General features: G+C 66.4%; 12 protein-coding genes. 7 read left to right on the top strand and 5 right to left on the bottom strand.

What is annotated here, in order from left to right; genetic code table 11:
- Positions 1–65: 65 nt before the first annotated feature.
- Positions 66–1,559, bottom strand: a complete 1,494-nt coding sequence (locus tag CF70_RS05360) for an N-acyl-D-amino-acid deacylase family protein (protein ID WP_035861412.1) — start codon at positions 1,557–1,559, stop codon at positions 66–68.
- Between the two features lie 2 nt (positions 1,560–1,561).
- On the bottom strand, positions 1,562–2,467 hold the full coding sequence (locus CF70_RS05355) for a MurR/RpiR family transcriptional regulator (protein ID WP_035861512.1): 906 nt from the start codon (positions 2,465–2,467) through the stop codon (positions 1,562–1,564).
- A gap of 149 nt (positions 2,468–2,616) precedes the next feature.
- Between CF70_RS05355 and CF70_RS05350 the strand changes: the two genes are divergently transcribed.
- The 4 genes from CF70_RS05350 (at position 2,617) to CF70_RS05335 (ending at position 7,384) form a co-directional block, all read left to right on the top strand.
- A complete protein-coding gene (locus tag CF70_RS05350) occupies positions 2,617–3,885 on the top strand; it encodes an amino acid deaminase (RefSeq protein WP_035861409.1) in 1,269 nt (422 codons plus the stop codon).
- A gap of 71 nt (positions 3,886–3,956) precedes the next feature.
- Complete coding sequence (locus CF70_RS05345; protein ID WP_035861405.1) at positions 3,957–4,892, top strand: sugar kinase; 936 nt, start codon at positions 3,957–3,959, stop codon at positions 4,890–4,892.
- 102 nt (positions 4,893–4,994) lie between these two features.
- Positions 4,995–5,639 (top strand): bifunctional 4-hydroxy-2-oxoglutarate aldolase/2-dehydro-3-deoxy-phosphogluconate aldolase, encoded by a 645-nt coding sequence (eda, locus tag CF70_RS05340; RefSeq protein WP_035861402.1) that lies wholly within the window; start codon positions 4,995–4,997, stop codon positions 5,637–5,639.
- A gap of 86 nt (positions 5,640–5,725) precedes the next feature.
- The gene (locus CF70_RS05335; RefSeq protein WP_051648052.1) at positions 5,726–7,384 is read left to right on the top strand and encodes a phospholipase D family protein; all 1,659 of its coding nucleotides are present in this window, start codon (positions 5,726–5,728) and stop codon (positions 7,382–7,384) included.
- A gap of 113 nt (positions 7,385–7,497) precedes the next feature.
- Here CF70_RS05335 and CF70_RS05330 read toward each other — a convergent pair whose 3' ends face one another.
- The 3 genes from CF70_RS05330 to CF70_RS05320 form a co-directional block, all read right to left on the bottom strand.
- On the bottom strand, positions 7,498–7,629 hold the full coding sequence (locus tag CF70_RS05330) for an entericidin A/B family lipoprotein (RefSeq protein ID WP_035861400.1): 132 nt from the start codon (positions 7,627–7,629) through the stop codon (positions 7,498–7,500).
- A 157-nt stretch (positions 7,630–7,786) separates the two neighbouring features.
- The gene (locus CF70_RS05325; RefSeq protein ID WP_035861397.1) at positions 7,787–9,115 is read right to left on the bottom strand and encodes an EAL domain-containing protein; all 1,329 of its coding nucleotides are present in this window, start codon (positions 9,113–9,115) and stop codon (positions 7,787–7,789) included.
- Between the two features lie 286 nt (positions 9,116–9,401).
- A complete protein-coding gene (locus CF70_RS05320) occupies positions 9,402–10,715 on the bottom strand; it encodes a hemolysin family protein (RefSeq protein WP_035861394.1) in 1,314 nt (437 codons plus the stop codon).
- A gap of 392 nt (positions 10,716–11,107) precedes the next feature.
- Here CF70_RS05320 and CF70_RS05315 point away from each other — a divergent pair, with 392 nt between their 5' ends.
- The 3 genes from CF70_RS05315 to CF70_RS05305 are packed head-to-tail and all read left to right on the top strand — an operon-like array spanning position 11,108 to position 16,155.
- Positions 11,108–13,252 carry a hydantoinase/oxoprolinase family protein gene (locus CF70_RS05315; RefSeq protein ID WP_035861391.1) on the top strand — a complete coding sequence of 715 codons (2,145 nt, stop codon included), beginning with the start codon at positions 11,108–11,110 and terminating at the stop codon, positions 13,250–13,252.
- A gap of 11 nt (positions 13,253–13,263) precedes the next feature.
- Positions 13,264–15,588, top strand: a complete 2,325-nt coding sequence (locus CF70_RS05310) for a hydantoinase B/oxoprolinase family protein (RefSeq protein ID WP_035861388.1) — start codon at positions 13,264–13,266, stop codon at positions 15,586–15,588.
- A 60-nt stretch (positions 15,589–15,648) separates the two neighbouring features.
- Positions 15,649–16,155: an acetone carboxylase subunit gamma gene (locus tag CF70_RS05305; protein WP_035861384.1), complete on the top strand. Its 507-nt coding sequence runs from the start codon at positions 15,649–15,651 to the stop codon at positions 16,153–16,155.
- Positions 16,156–16,397 lie beyond the last annotated feature (242 nt).

The following is a 16,397-nucleotide window of genomic DNA, read 5'->3' as shown; positions in this document are numbered from 1 at the left end:
CTGGCCGCGCGGCATGGGGCGCGCGGCCGGGATTCGCCACGCGGGTTGCCGGCCGCGCGGCCTCGTTACTGTGGCGTTGCGGCGTTCGCCCCTGCGGGCTTGCCGCGTGCAAGGAAGCGGCCCGCGCGCGTGCCGGTGGGCCGGCGCTGTTGCCACGACAACTCGCCGTTGACCCACACCGCGGCGATGCCCTCGGCCGGTTGCATGGGGTCGGTGAAGCTGGCCGCATCGCGAATCGTGGCGGCGTCGAACAGGACGAGGTCCGCCCAGTAGCCTTCGCGCACGAAGCCGCGTTCAGTCAGGCCGAAGCGTTCGGCCGACAGCCCCGTCATCTTATGGATCGCTACCGTCAGCGGGAACAGTTCGCGATCGCGCGCGTAATGGCCAAGCACACGCGGAAAAGCGCCCCACAGGCGCGGGTGGGGCAGGGGATCGTTGGGCAAGCCATCGGAACCCACCACGGTGGCGGGGTGGCTCAGGATGCGGTCCACGTCCGCGTCTTCCATGCAGTGATAGACCGCGCCGGCCGGCTGCAGGCGGCGCGCGGCGTCTTCCAGGCTGAGCTCCCACTCGGCGGCGATGTCGGCCAGCAGCCGGCCGCCCATGTCCGGGTGCGGTTCGGACCAGGTCACCATGATGTCGAAATCGCTGGTGACCTGCTTGAGGTCGAGCGTGGAGGAACTGGCGGTGTAGGGATAGCAATCGCATCCCACCGGCTGCCAGCGCTGGGCCCGCTCCAGCGTGTCCAGCACCTCGGCGCTGCGGCCCCAGTTGTCGACGCCGGCGCATTTCAGGTGCGAGATCACCACGGGCACGCGCGCGTGCCGGCCGATGCGGAAGGCTTCGTCCATTGCTTCCAGGATCTCGGCGAACTCGCTGCGCAGGTGGGTGGCATAGAGCGCGCCGGCGCGGGCCAGCGGTTCGGCAAGCGCCAGCACTTCGCCGGTGGTGGCGGAGAATGCATTGGCGTAGGCCAGCCCGGTGGACAGGCCAAGCGCGCCATGGTCGAGCGCTTCTTCAAGCTGCGCGCGCATGGCGGTGATCTCGGCCTCGGTGGCGGTGCGGTCCAGCCGGTCCATATGGTTGCTGCGCAGCGCGGTATGGCCGACCAGGGCCGCCACGTTGACGGCCGGCTGCGCCGCCTGCACGGCTTGCGCGTAGGCGCCGAAATCGGGATAGCGGAAGGCGTCGGCGGTGCCCAGCAGGTTCATCGGATCGGGCGGCTCGCCGCGCAGCGCGACGGGCGCGGCGCTGATGCCGCAATTGCCGACGATCACGGTGGTGACGCCTTGCGACAGCTTGGGCGTCATCTCCGGCTGGCGTACCACATTGGTGTCGTCGTGCGTGTGCACGTCGATAAAGCCAGGGGCCAGCACCAGCCCTTGGCCTTGCACCACATGCGCGGCGCTGCCGGGATCGATGCCGTCGGCACCGTCCTCGAGCATGGCGATGCGGGCGATGCGCCCGGCGCGCAGCGCCACGTCGGCCAGGCGCGCTTCGGCGCCGGAACCGTCGAGCAGGGTCGCGCCGCGGATCAGGGTGTCAAACAGTTCAGGCATGGTCAGTCTCCGAGCGGCTGGCGGCTTTCCGGGGCATCCGGTCCGGCAGTGGTGCCGCGGTGCGCGTCGAGCACGTACTTGAGCCGCCGCAATTGCTCCTGGCTCTGGTCCTGCTGGAGCAGGGCGAGCTGGGTGGCCAGCACGTCCATGACCAGCAGCATCGCGTAGCGCGAGGCCGAGGGCTTGAAAATAAAATCGGTTTCCAGCGTGCGCACCGGCAACAGCACGTCGGCGCGTGCCGCCAGCGGCGAGCCCAGCGCGGTCACCGCGACCAGCTTCGCGCCGTATTCGCGGGCGATATCGCAACTGGCCAGCATCTCGGGCACATTGCCCGTGGCGGAGAAGGCAAGCACGACATCGTCCTTTTGCAAGGTGGCCGCCACCATCTTCTGCAGCAGCGCGTCCTGGTAGCTGGCCACGGGACGGCCCAGACGGGCCAGGCGGTAACGCGCCTCGTCGGCCATGAAGGACGAGCCGCCACCCATGCCAAAAGCGTAGACCATGCGCGCCTCCAGCAACAGGCGCGCCGCATGCTCCATATGGTCGGGGTCGATCAGCTTGCGGTTGACCTCAAGTGAGTCCAGGATATCCGCATGAATGCTGTCGGCCAGCGTGGCCGGGGACGGCTCCGCAGCGCGGGCGACTCCCGCCTGCAGGAAGCGCTGGCCCACCGCGGTGGCTTGCGCCAGGCGCAGCTTCAGATCGCGCACGTCGCGGCAGCCGATGGCCTTGGCGAAACGGGTCACGCTGGCCTCGCTCACCCCGGCCTGGCGCGCCAGTTCGTTGATGCTGGTGGCCGCCGCGCCAGCCAGGTCCTGCAGGATCACTTGCGCGACCTTCTGCTCGGCCAGGCGCAGCGTGGGGCCACGCTCGGCAATGCGGGTCAGGATGTCGAAGGGCGCGGACATGGTTGGCAGGTCGGTGGTGGAGGCAAGCGGGTCCATCGGGCCGATGTCGACCCGGAGCCAGCTTTGAATGTTACTTTATAACAAGGGTGAAATATCGTAATTTCAAGGCTATCATTACGTCAATCGGAATTTTTCAGGATGATGGCAACATGCGTGAAATAAAGTACCAAGCCGGCACGATCGATCCGCTCAACAAGGCGCTGGGCAAGCTCGAGGCGCCGCTGGCGCCGGATGACGCTGGCCAGGTAGGCTGGAAATTGCTGGCCGAAGACCTGAGCCTGCCGGCGGCGGTGCTGTATGAAGAGCGCCTGGTGCATAACCTGGAGTGGATGCGCCGCTTCATGGGTGAGTACGGCGTGCAGCTGGCGCCGCATGGCAAGACCACCATGGCACCCAAGCTGTTCGCGCGCCAGCTTGCCGCCGGCGCCTGGGGCATCACCCTGGCCACCGCGCACCAGACCGCCGCCGCGTATGCGCACGGCGTGCGGCGCGTGATGATGGCCAACCAGCTGGTTGGCCGCCGCAATATGGAAATCGTGGCCGACCTGCTGCGCGATCCGGATTTCGAGTTCTTTACGCTGGTGGATTCGCCTGAACTGGTGGACCAGCTCGGCGCCTATTTCAGTGGCCGGGGGCAGCAGCTCCAGGTCTTGCTGGAGCTAGGCGTGACAGGCGGCCGTACCGGCGTGCGCGACGCGCGGCAGCAGGAGGCCGTGCTGGCGGCGCTGGCGCGCTGGCCCGGCGTGCTGTCGCTGGCCGGTGTGGAGATCTACGAAGGGGTGCTGAAGGAAGAGGCCGACATCCGCGCGTTCCTGCAACGCACCGTCGCGGTGACGCGCGAACTGGCCGCGGCGGGGCGCTTTGGCCGCAACCCGGTGGTGATGTCCGGCGCGGGCTCGGCCTGGTACGACGTGGTGGCGGAGGAGTTCGCCCGCACCGACATCGGCACGCCGATCGACATCGTGCTGCGCCCCGGCTGTTACCTCACGCACGACGTCGGCATCTACCGCGCCGCGCAGCAACGCATCCTGGCCAGCAACCCGGTCGCGCAGAAGATGCGCGAGGGCCTGCTCCCGGCGTTGCAGCTGTGGGCCTATGTGCAGTCGATTCCCGAGCCCGACCGCGCCATCATCGGCATGGGCAAGCGCGACGCCGCCTTCGACGCCGGCATGCCGCTGCCCGCCCAGGTGTACCGCCCCGGCACGGAGGCCCCGGTCCCCGTGCCCGTGCACTGGGAAGTCACCGGCATGATGGACCAGCACGCATACCTGCAGATCCGGCCGGGCGACGATCTCAAGGTCGGCGACATGGTTGCCTTTGATATTTCGCATCCATGCCTTACCTTCGACAAATGGCGCCATATCCCGGTGCTCGACGGCGACCTGCGCGTGATCGACCTCGTGCAGACGTTTTTCTGAAACGGCATCGCAGGCAGCAGTGACGAGCAGCAACGACAGCAACGACAGCAACGACAGGGGACGCTTGCACCATGAGCATCGACATTCTCGCTTTCGGCGAAGCACTGGTTGAATTCAACCAGCAGCCCGACGATCCCACGCGCTACCTGCAAGGGTTTGGCGGCGACACTTCCAACTTCTGCATCGCGGCCGCGCGGCAGGGCGCGCATGCCGGCTATATCAGCGCGGTGGGCGAGGACACCTTCGGCGAACGGCTGCTGGCGCTATGGACGCAGGAGCGGGTCGATACCCGCCACGTGCGCATCGATGCCGGCGCGCCGACCGGCGTGTACTTCGTCACCCACGACGCGCACGGCCACCGCTTCGACTACCTGCGCAGCGGCTCCGCGGCCAGCCACTACAGCCACGAGAACCTGCCGCACCACGCCATCGCCGAGGCGCGCTACCTGCACGTGTCCGGCATCAGCCTGGCGATCAGCACCAATGCCTGCGACGCCGGCCTGGCGGCAATGGAGCACGCGCGCAAGGCGGGTTGCAAGGTCTCGCTCGATACCAACCTGCGCCTGCGGCTCTGGACGCTGGCGCGCGCGCGCGGCATCATGCGCGAGGCCTTTGCGCTCACCGACGTATGCCTGCCCAGCTGGGACGACATCACGGTGCTGACCGGTCTCAACGACCGCGACGCCATCGTCGACTACCTGCTGGGCTGCGGCATCGGGCTGGTGGCGCTGAAGCTGGGCGAGGAGGGTGCCTATGTGGCGACGCCCGACGCCCGCTCGCTGGTGCCGCCGTATCCGGTGCGCCCGCTCGACGCCACCGGCGCCGGCGACTGCTTTGGCGGCAGTTTCGTCGCTCGCCTGGCCGCTGGCGACGATCCCTTCGAGGCCGCGCGCTATGCCAACGTGGCGGCCGCGCTGTCCACCACCGGCTACGGCGCCGTGGCGCCGATCCCGTTTATCGAAACCGTGCTGGCGCGAATGGCCCAGTCCGTTTCCGTGATTGCCTGATACCGCCTGGCGCCCGGCGCGGCCCAACGGGCGGCCGGGCAGGCCGGCTTGCAACCCCAAGCGCCAAGTCCCATCGTCTGACCTTACCGAACACCAATTGCCATGCAAACTCAATCTCCCTCGCTGATCGAACGCCTTGTTAACGTGCCGGTGATCCCGGTGCTCGAGTTTTCCTCCGTCGACGAAGCCCTGCATGTGTCCGAAGCCCTAATCGGCGGCGGCCTGCCGGTGCTGGAGATCACGCTGCGCACGCCCGTGGCGCTGGACGCCATCAAGGCCGTGGCGGCTGCGTTTCCGCAGGCCTGCGTGGGCGCGGGGACGGTGCTGACAGCGGCGGACCTCAAGGCCGTAGGCGATGCCGGCGCGCAATTCGCGGTCTCGCCCGGGCTCACGCCAGCACTGGCCGTGGCGGCGCAGGGCGCCGGCGTGGCGCTGCTGCCTGGCGTGGCCACCGCCAGCGAAGCGATGGCGGCCATGGAGGCCGGCTTCAAGTTCCTGAAGTTCTTCCCGGCGGAAGCGTCGGGTGGGGTGCCGATGCTCAAGTCGCTCTACGGACCTTTCGCGCAGTTGCGCTTCTGCCCCACCGGCGGCATCGATCTCGCGCGTGCGCCAAGCTATCTCGCTCTGCCCAATGTGGTGTGCGTGGGCGGCTCCTGGGTGGTACCCAAGGACGCCGTGGCCAAGGGCGACTGGGCGCGGGTGCGTACGCTGGCGCAGGAGGCTGCCGCGCTGCGCAAAACCGCCTGACGCCTGCCTGGGGCGTCGGACAAAGGCGGATAGCACGCCGCTTCGCCAGGTTCTAAGCTTGCCTTATCCGGACTGCTGGAGGCAGCATGTTTGCGCGATTGGCGGGAAAGGCGGCGGGTAGCGCGGCAAGCTCCGCGGGAAGCTGGGCCCGCCGGCTGCGCCGCGCGCTGGTTTGCGCGCTGGTCCTGTTCGCCGAGTCCTGCGCCAGCCTGCCACCGTCTGTTCCGCGCGAGCAAACCGCCGCCCTGTCCGACCCTGCCACCACCGCCCTGGGGCGGTTGGTCGTGGAAAGCTCGCCCGACCCGGCCCTGTCTGGCTTCCACGTGATCGCGTCCGGCGAGGAAGCCTACGGCACCCTGATTTCGCTGGCGAACCACGCCACGCGCACGCTGGATCTCCAGTACTACATCATCGAGGCCGACGAATCCTCCCGCGAAATCCTGCACCAGGTGCGGGCCGCCGCCGAGCGGGGCGTGCGTGTGCGTGTTCTGGTCGATGACCTGCACAGCGATGGCGAGGACCGGGCCTTTCTGCGCTTCGCGGGACATCGCAATATCGAAGTGCGCATGTTCAACCCCTTCCCGGCGGGGCGCTTCTCCAAGTTCACGCGGATGCTCTCGTCCGCCACCGACGTCCGGCGGCTGAACCGGCGCATGCACAACAAGGCGTTTATCGCCGACAACGCACTGGCCATGACCGGCGGGCGCAACATAGGCAACGCCTATTTCCTGAGGGCACCGGATACCAATTTCGTCGATCTCGACGTGATCGCGGCCGGGCCTGCCGTGCGCCGGCTCTCCGCTGCCTTTGACCAATACTGGAACAACCCGCTGGCGGTATCGGTGGAAACACTCGCGACCCCGGCCGAGACGGCGGACGCGGCCGCCAGTGCCGGTGGTGCCAGCGCGGCACGGCCCGGGCAGACCCTGGTCGGCGCGGAAACCGAGCGCAAGCGCATCGAGGCACAGGGCATGACGCCGCCCGGCACAATCGACGCACGCGCCAGCTTCCTTGGGCGCCAGTTCACGGGCGGTGGCAAGCTGGCGCTCGAATGGGCATCCGCCAGCGTGATGGTGGATGCGCCGAGCAAGGTGTCGCCGGACCAGGCGCCCGCCGCCGGCGAGACCATGGGTGAAGAACTGGGCCGCATGCTCAGCGGGGCGAACCAGGAGATCATCCTGATCTCGCCATACTTCATCCCTGGCGACCGCGGGGTGGCATGGATGGCGGATCTGGTCAGGCGCGGCGTGAAAGTGCGCGTGCTGACCAACTCTCTGGCCGCCACCGATGCGCCCATCGTCCACGTCGGCTACCGGCGCTACCGGCCCGACCTGCTGCGCGCGGGCGTGGAGCTGCATGAGCTGAAGTCTCGACCCGGCCGGCCGCAGAAAATCATCGGGGATTACACGTCGTCGCAGGCCAGCCTGCATGTGAAGGCCGCGGTCGCGGACCGTACCAACCTGTTCGTGGGTTCGATGAACTTCGATCCCCGCTCGGCCAGCCAGAACACCGAGACTGGCCTGATCATCCACAGCCCGAAGCTGGCGCAGCAAGTCGCACAGCTATTTGCCGGGGCGATCGATGACAACAGCTACTTGCTGCGCTTGTCCGGACAGGGCGCGGTGCAGTGGGTGGATGGCAAGGGAGACAAGGCGGTGGTACTGGATACCGAGCCGGATACCAGCTGGTCGAAGCGCACCTGGATCGACGTGCTCGCGCCATTCACGCCGGAGGAACTGCTGTAGCACCCCCGGCGCGCTGGTCGGGGATAACGAGCAAGGCGGCGGGGGGCGACGGGCCGGTCGCGCAATGCCAGGCCCGCGCCGCCAGGCACCGGAGCCGGTGCCTGCGACACATCTTATTTGCTGCGATCCGCCGCGCCTTCGAGCTTCTGGCCGCCCTTCTGGATATCCTGGCCGAGCCCGGCCATGGTGTTGCAGCCAGCCAGCAGGGTGGCAAACAGAATGCAGAAGATCCATCCTTTTTTCACGCCAGACTCCTTTCGATCATTGAATTCGCCGCAATTCTACCGTTGTCGCGGGGCACTATGAAGCGCGACGCCCGCCATTTTGTAACCGTTCGTGCCAGGCGAAACGTGCAACAGGACACCGCATTCCGGGGACGAGGCGGCAGCACGGGCGGCCTGCCTACGCCAGCAGTTCGCGCGCACGGGCGCAGATGGCCGCATGTGTCTGGGCCAGCCACCGGGCCGGGAAGGGCTGGGCCAGCAGGTAGCCTTGCACGGCACTGCAGCCCCAGTTGCGCACCTCGGCCAGTTGGTGCCGCGTTTCGATGCCCTTGGCGCAGACTGGCAACGCAAGGCGCTGTGCCTGCTCGCAGGCGGATTGCAGCCGCGCGGCGCCGGCACTTTCCTGGTTTGGCTGCGCGGTCGTGCCGATGCAGCGCGCATTGAAGGTCAGCAGATCCGGGCGCAGGCGCTCCAGGGTCGCGCTGCCGCCAGGTGCGTCGGCAAAGTCGCTCAAGGCAAAGCGCACGCCGGCGCGCCGCAGCGTGGCCAGCTTCGCGGCAGCCACGTGGTCGGTGGCGAGCAACGCTCCGGGGGGGATCTCCAGGCAAATCCTGGCCGGGTCCAGATGCCGGCGTTCCAGCGTGCGCAGCAGGGTATCGATCATGGGGGTACCGTGCATCTGCGCGCTGGACACCAGCAGGGAGAGTTCCACCGGTTCGCCGATGCCCGGGCAATTCAGCAGGGGCAGGGCGTTTTCCATCAGCCAGCGCGCGACGTCGCCCATCATGCCGAGCGATTCCAGCGCAGGCAGGAAGTCCTGCGGCGCAACGCGCCCGAACTCGGGGCTCTGCCACCGCAGCCTGGCTGTATAGCCTGTCACGCAGCCCGTGGACAGCGATGCCCGTGCCTGCAGGTTCAGAGCAAGCTGGCTTCGCGCCAGCGCGTGCGGGAGGGCAGCCAGCAGGGGCGTGGAAAGCGGCTGGGACGTCGTGGCAGCGCTGGCGGCAACGCCGTCACCGCCGCGCTTGCGCACACGCAGCATTGCGTCATACGCTTCGCGCAGGCTGCGCTCGGCCGGCTTGTCGGGGTCATCAAGCGCCACGCCGACGCTGCTGGACAGGAACAATTCGAACCCATCCTGCAGGAAAGGGCGTGCGAGGCCGGCGGCCACGCCGCGCGCCAGGCGCAGTGCGGCTTCCATGTAATCGGCCGCCGCCAGGGGCAGCGGCACAGCCGCGCCGATGTCCGCTTGTCCCAGCCATGTCATCTCCGCCGGGGGCGCCAGCGCGGCTACGCGCGCCACTGCCTGCGCGCGCAACCGTCCGGCCAGATGCGCGCCGAGCATTTCGCTGGCGTGGGTAAAGCGGTCCAGGTGGATAACAAGGACCGCGAATCGTTGCGTGGCGGGCGATAGTTGCTTGCGCGCTGCCAGCGCGCAAGCAAAATCGCTAGTATCCCGTGGGTCCACCTCCGCCGAGCGGACATCGTCGTCTGCGTCAGGATGCATGGGGGGTCCCTGTCGTGATCCGGGCACGATCCGGCCATGCCGTGACCGCACCAACCGCCATGCCATCCGTGCGCCGGCCTGGGGATCTTGTCCTCAAGCCGCAGTCAGGAGTGGCACGGCACAGCCAGATCATACGGCACGGCAGGCGCCGCCCGAAGGGCTGCGGATACAGGGATAGTGCGGATTCGCGGGGGCTTGACGGAGGTTGAAATCCGGCGCCCGGCGTAACCAGACCCGGTGCGGCAGGCGCGGCGCGGAGCCCGCCAGGGCCTGGCGGGCGGGGTGATCAGCCGGTGGTTTCGGCGTCGGCGCCGTCCTCGGGCGGCACGCGCGAGGCCAATACCTTGTCGATGCGCTTGCCGTCCATGTCGACGATCTCGAACTTCCAGTCGGCCCAGCGCACTGTGTCGCCGGTTTGCGGGAGCCGGCCCAGCAACAGCAACAACATGCCGGAGAGCGTGTGGTAGCGCTCTTTGTCCTCTTCCGGCACGTGGCGCAGGCCAATGCGGTCTTTCAGCTCGGGGATGGGGATCAGGCCATCGAGCAGCCAGGAGCCATCCTCGCGCTGCACCGCCCATTCCTCGCCGACACCGTCCTGTTTGAATTCGCCCGTGATGGCTTCGATCAGGTCCTGCAGCGTGACCAGGCCCAGCACCTCGCCATATTCGTCGATGACGAAGGCGATCTGGCCACCCGAGATGCGGAAATTCTCCAGCAATTCCATGCCGGTCACACTCTCCGGTACGAAAACCGGAGGTTGCACCACGGCGGCCAGGTCGGTGGGCTCGCCGCGCAGGCGGCGCGCAAGCAACTGGCGCGCGCTGACCACGCCGAGCATGTCGTGCATGCCGCCGCGCACCACCGGGAAGCGCGAGTGATCGGACTCCTCGATGCGGCGCAGGTTTTCTTCCAGCGGGACTTCCACGTCCAGGCAGACCACGTCGCCGCGCGGCACCATCAGCGAGGTGAGCTGGCGGTCGTCGAGGCGGAACACATTGCGCACCATGGTGTGCTCGTGCTGCTCGATGACGCCTGCCTCCGAGCCTTCCACCAGCAGCGCATGGATCTCTTCTTCGGTGACGGCCGGGCCACGGCCGCTCTTGACGCCAAGCATGCGCAGCACCAGCCGGGTCGAGCTGGAGAGCAGCTTGACAAAGGGCGTGGAGGCCAGCGCCAGGAAGGAAATCGGGCGTGACACCAGGCGGGCGATGGTTTCCGGCGCCATCTGGCCGAGACGCTTCGGCACCAGTTCGCCAAGCACGATGGAAAAGTACGTCAGGCCAGCCACAACGATGATGGTTGCCACGTAACCGGCGGTCGACTCCTGCAAGCCAAGGCCTTGCAGCCACACACCGAGCGGCTGGGCCAGGGTGGACTCGCCAACCACACCGTTAAGCACGCCGATCGAAGTGATGCCGATCTGCACGGTCGAGAGGAAGCGGGTGGGGTCTTCGCCCAGCTTGATCGCCTCGATGGCGCCGCGGTCGCCTTCTTCGATGCGCCGTTGCAGGCGGGCCTTGCGAGCCGTCATCAGGGCGATTTCGGACATCGCGAACAGGCCGTTGATCAGAATCAGCGCCAGTAATATGGCAATTTCCATCAGGGTGCGCGCCCTGTGCGCGCAGGAGTTATCGAGGCCCAAAGCATAACATCGCTGTGTGTCAGGACCGCTTCCGGCCTTGCATGGAGTGGCTTATCCATCGCCCTGCGGCGCTCTGCGCCGAACGGGCCACTGCCCTGCACGCAGCGCGAAAACCGAACGATGCACCGTTCGAATTCACGACGTTCGAGACGGTGGAAGTCGCTTGCCCTCACTTCCTGAAGCTCGAAAATAGTCGGTATCTCATTGATGTAAAAAGAAAAAACGCTTGTCTCCGCTGGCTGGCACAGCGGTTGCGATACAGACACCGGACCACCGCGCCATGTGGTGAGTCTGGCAACGGCGCTGCCTGGCAGCCGCCGTGAACGCTGTCAAAGCAAGGAGACAAGGATATGGAAGTGCAATCACAAGTCCAGGTGATGGGCATCGACGCCGGCGGCACGATGACCGACACCTTCTTTGTGCGCGCCGACGGACGGTTCGTCGTCGGCAAGGCCCAAAGCAACCCGGAAGACGAATCCCTGGCCATCTTCAACTCCTCGGAGGACGCGCTTGCGCACTGGCAGCGCGGCGTCGACGACGTGTATCCCGAACTGCTGACCTGCGTGTACTCGGGCACCGCGATGCTCAACCGCGTCGTGCAGCGCAAGGGGCTGGATGTGGGCCTGATGGTCAACAAAGGCTTCGAGCACGTCCATTCGATGGGGCGGGCCATCCAGAGCTACCTGGGCTACGCGCTGGAGGAGCGTATCCATCTCAACACGCACCGCTATGACGAACCGCTGGTGCCGCTGTCGCGTACCCGCGGCGTGACCGAACGCACCGACGTGCAGGGTGAGATCGTCATCCCGCTGCGCGAAAACGAAGTGCGCCAGGCGACGCGCGAACTGGTGGCGGCCGGGTCCAGGGCCATCGTGATCTGCTTCCTGCAATCGCACAAGAACGGCACCAGCGAGCAGCAAGCGCGCGACATCGTGCGCGAGGAACTCAAGAAGCTGGGCGCCGATATCCCCGTGTTCGCCTCGGTGGACTATTACCCGCAGCGCAAGGAAAGCCACCGGATGAACACCACGGTGCTCGAAGCCTACGCGGCCGAACCGTCGCGGCAGACGCTCAAGAAGGTCAGCGACCGTTTCAGGAAGCACGGCGCCAGGTTCGACCTGCGGGTGATGGCCACCCACGGCGGCACTATCAGCTGGAAGGCCAAGGAACTGGCACGCACCATCGTCTCCGGCCCGATCGGCGGCGTGATCGGCTCCAAGCTGCTGGGCGAGACCCTGGGCTACGACAATATCGCCTGTTCCGACATCGGCGGCACCTCGTTCGACATGGCGCTCATCACCAAGGGCAACTTCGCCATTGCCGCCGATCCCGACATGGCGCGCCTGGTGCTGTCGCTGCCGCTGGTGACGATGGACTCGGTGGGCGCCGGCGCGGGCAGCTTCGTGCGGCTCGATCCCTATAGCGGCGCCATCAAGCTCGGTCCCGACAGCGCGGGATACCGCGTCGGTACGTGCTGGCCGCAGAGTGGGCTGGACACGGTGTCGGTTTCCGACTGCCATGTGGTGCTGGGCTATCTCAATCCCGACAACTTCCTTGGCGGCGCCATCAAGCTGGACGTCGAGCGGGCGCGCCAGCATATCAAGGCGCAGATCGCCGATCCGCTGGGTTTGTCGGTGGAGGATGCTGCAGCGGGCGTGATCGAACTGCTCGACCTGCAACTGCGCGAGTACCTGCGCTCCAATGTAAGCGCCAAGGGCTACAACCCGACCGAGTTCGTCTGCTTCTCCTATGGCGGGGCAGGGCCGGTCCATACCTACGGCTACACCGAAGGGCTGGGGTTCAAGGACGTGATCGTGCCGGCGTGGGCGGCGGGCTTCTCGGCATTCGGCTGCGCCTGCGCGGACTTCGAGTACCGCTATGACAAGAGCGTCGACCTGGCGCTGCCGCAGGACGCCGCCGAAGTGGACAAGGCCCAGGCGGCCCAGACCATCCAGAAAGCGTGGTCGGACCTGGCCGCCAAGGTGATCGAGGAGTTCAAGATCAACGGCTTCAAGCCCGAAGACGTGATCCTGCGGCCCGGCTACCGCATGCAGTACATGGGCCAGCTCAACGACCTGGAAATCAGCTCGCCTATCGTCAGTGCCGCCACGGCCGGGGACTGGGAGCAGATCGTCGATGCCTTCGAGGAAACCTACGGCAGGGTGTACGCCAGTTCGGCGCGTTCGCCGGAACTGGGCTTCTCCGTCACCGGCGCGATCATGCGCGGCATGGTGATTACCCAGAAACCGGTGCTGCCGGAAGACCCGGAAGGCGGGCCGAAGCCGCCCGCGCAAGCCCGCCTGGGAACGCGCCCGCTGTACCGCCAGAAGCAGTGGCGCGACGCGGTGCTGTGGAAGATGGAGGCGCTGCAGCCCGGCAACATCATCACCGGACCGGCCATCATCGAGTCGGACGCGACTACTTTCGTGGTGCCCGAGGGCTTTGCCACCACGCTCGACAAGCATCGCCTCTTCCACCTCAAAGAAGTGAAGTAAGGAGACACGCCATGAACATGATGTCCAGCAAGGAAGTCGGCCTCGCCGACCTGCTCAAGACCGGCGAAACGCTCAAGCAGTTCCGCGACGCCATCCTGGAGCGCACAGCCAGAACTGGCCACTACAACGGGCTCACGCGCCTTGAATTCCGCGAGCGGGACCCGATCCGCTACGAAAAGCTCTTCTCCAAGCTGCGCGGCGGCCTGGTGCATGCGCGCGAAACCGCCAAGAAGATCGCCGCCAGTCCGATTGTCGAGCAGGAGGGCGAACTGTGCTTCACGCTCTACAACGCCGCGGGCGATTGCGTGCTGACCTCGACCGGGATCATCATCCACGTCGGCACGATGGGCGCGGCGATCAAATACATGATCGAAAACAACTGGGAGGCCAATCCCGGCATCCATCCCGGCGACATGTTCACCAACAACGATTGCTCGATCGGCAACGTCCATCCTTGCGACATCGCCACCATCGTGCCGATCTTCGCGCACGGCAAGCTGGTCGGCTGGGTGGGCGGCGTGACCCACGTGATCGACACCGGCGCGGTGACGCCGGGATCGATGTCGACCGGGCAGGTGCAGCGCTTCGGCGACGGCTACATGATCACTTGCCGCAAGACCGGGGTGAACGACACCCCGTTGCGCGACTGGCTGCATGAGAGCCAGCGCTCGGTACGCACGCCGAAATACTGGATCCTGGACGAGCGTACCCGCATTGCGGGCTGCCACATGATCCGCGACCTGATCGAAGAAGTGATCGAGGACGAAGGACTGGAAGCCTATGAAGAGTTCTCCTACGAGGTGATCGAGGAAGGGCGGCGCGGCCTGCAGACGCGCATCAAGGCGATGACGTTGCCCGGCAAGTACCGCAAGGTCGCCTTCGTCGACGTGCCATACAACCATCCGGACGTGCAGACCTCGTCGGCTTTCGCCAAGCTCGATTCGATCATGCATTCGCCGGTGGAAATGGAAATCCGCAAGGACGGCTCGTGGCGGCTGGATTTCGGGGGCGCGAGCCGCTGGGGCTGGCACTCGTACAACGCGCACCAGGTGGCCTTTACCAGCGGCATCTGGGTGATGATGACCCAGACCCTGGTGCCCACGCAGCGCATCAATGACGGCGCTTACTTTGGTACCGAATTCCATCTGCCCAAGGGTACCTGGATGAACCCGGACGACCGCCGCACCGGTCATGCCTATGCCTGGCACTTCCTGGTCTCAGGCTGGAGCGCGATGTGGCGCGGCCTCTCGCAGGCTTACTTCAGCCGTGGCTACCTGGAAGAGGTCAATGCCGGCAACGCCAACACCTCCAACTGGCTGCAGGGCGGCGGCATCAACCAGGACGGCGAGATCCACGCGGTCAACAGTTTCGAGGCGTCCTCGTGCGGCACCGGCGCCAGCGCCATCAAGGATGGGCTGAATCATGCCGCGGCGATCTGGAACCCGGAAGGCGACATGGGCGACATCGAGATCTGGGAAATGGCCGAGCCACTGCTCTACCTGGGGCGCAACGCCAAGGCCAATTCCGGCGGCTACGGCAAGTACCGGGGCGGCTGCGGTTTCGAGACGCTGCGCATGGTGTGGAAAGCGCAGGACTGGACCATGTTCTTCATGGGCAATGGCTATATGAACAGCGACTGGGGCCTGATGGGCGGCTATCCGGCCGCCACCGGCTACCGCTTCGAGGCCCACAAGACCGGCCTGAAGGAGCGCATTGCCGCCGGCGACAGCCTGCCGCTGGGCGGCGATGCCAATCCGGACCTGCCGGATTACGAGAACCACCTCAACGCCGGCGCGGTGGTCAAGCGCGACCAGCAGTGCATGACCACCGAGGACTGCTACGACAACTACGACCTGTACCTGAACTACCTGCGCGGCGGCCCGGGCTTTGGCGACCCGCTCGACCGCGAGGCGGAAGCCATCGAGCGGGACCTGAACAACGCCTTGCTGCTGCCGGAGTACGCGCAGAAGGTCTACGGCGCCGTGGCGACCAAGGATGGCAACGGCATCTGGAAGGTGGATGCCAGGGAAACGGCTCTGCTACGCGTCGAGATCCGTAACCAGCGCCTGGCGCGCTCGCAGCCCGTCCAGGAATGGATGAAGGGCGAGCGCGAGCGGATCCTGGTCAAGCACGCCTCGACCCAGGTACAGCACATGTTCGCCACCAGTTTCGGCCTGTCGAAGAAGTTCGAGCAGCAGTTCCGCGCGTTCTGGGATCTGCCGGACTCGTGGACCCTGACCGAGGACGAACTGGACGTGCCGACCTATGGCTCCAAGTACCGCATGGACCTGTCCAAGATGCCCGACGTCAACACCGTCGTGCTGGTCGAGGAATGACGCCCGGCCCACGCCCGCGAACACAGACATAAGGCAATACGCCACCAGAGAGGATTCAATATGTCCACCTACACCAGTGAACAGGTCAAGAACCTGGTCGACGGCAAGCTCGACTGGGACACCACCCTGCGCATGCTGTCGATGCCCAAGGATGCCGCGCGCTTCCAGCTTTACGTGGAAGCACTGCAGAAGAAGCTCGATTGGGACGACCGCATCGTGCTGCCGCTGAGCCCGCACATGTTTATCGTGCAGCAAGCCAAGACCAGGAAATGGGTGACCCAATGCGACTGCGGCCATGTCTTCTGCGACTATCGGGAGAACTGGAAGCTGCACGCCAACGTCTATGTGCGCGATACGGACGAAGCCATGGCCGAGGTCTATCCGCAACTGATGGCGCCGGATACCCAATGGCAGGTGTACCGCGAGTACTACTGCCCGAAATGCGGGACCATGCACGACGTGGAAGCGCCCACGCCGTGGTATCCGGTGATCCACGACTTCGAGCCGGATATCGAGGCGTTCTACACGGACTGGGTGAAGTTGCCGTTGCCGGAGCGCGCGGATTGATGCGCGCATCGGCACGGAAGTAATTGTTTCTCCACTTCCTGGCCCGGGGATGGATCGACCATCCCCGGGCGGAAGGCCTGGCGGCCGTTCGATTTTCGGACGGCCGTTTGGTTTTCGGCCGGTCGCTGGCGGACGATCCGGCACGCGCGCGGCCCGGCGGGGCGCTCGGCCGGCGGCTGGCGCGTGGCCTGGAACTTGCACGTAGGCAAGTCCCGGCTGGATTTGACGGCAGCGTCGGGAGT

The organism is Cupriavidus sp. SK-3 (assembly GCF_000611145.1).
Taxonomy (GTDB): Bacteria; Pseudomonadota; Gammaproteobacteria; order Burkholderiales; family Burkholderiaceae; genus Cupriavidus.
This window is presented reverse-complemented; position numbering and strand designations above follow the sequence as displayed.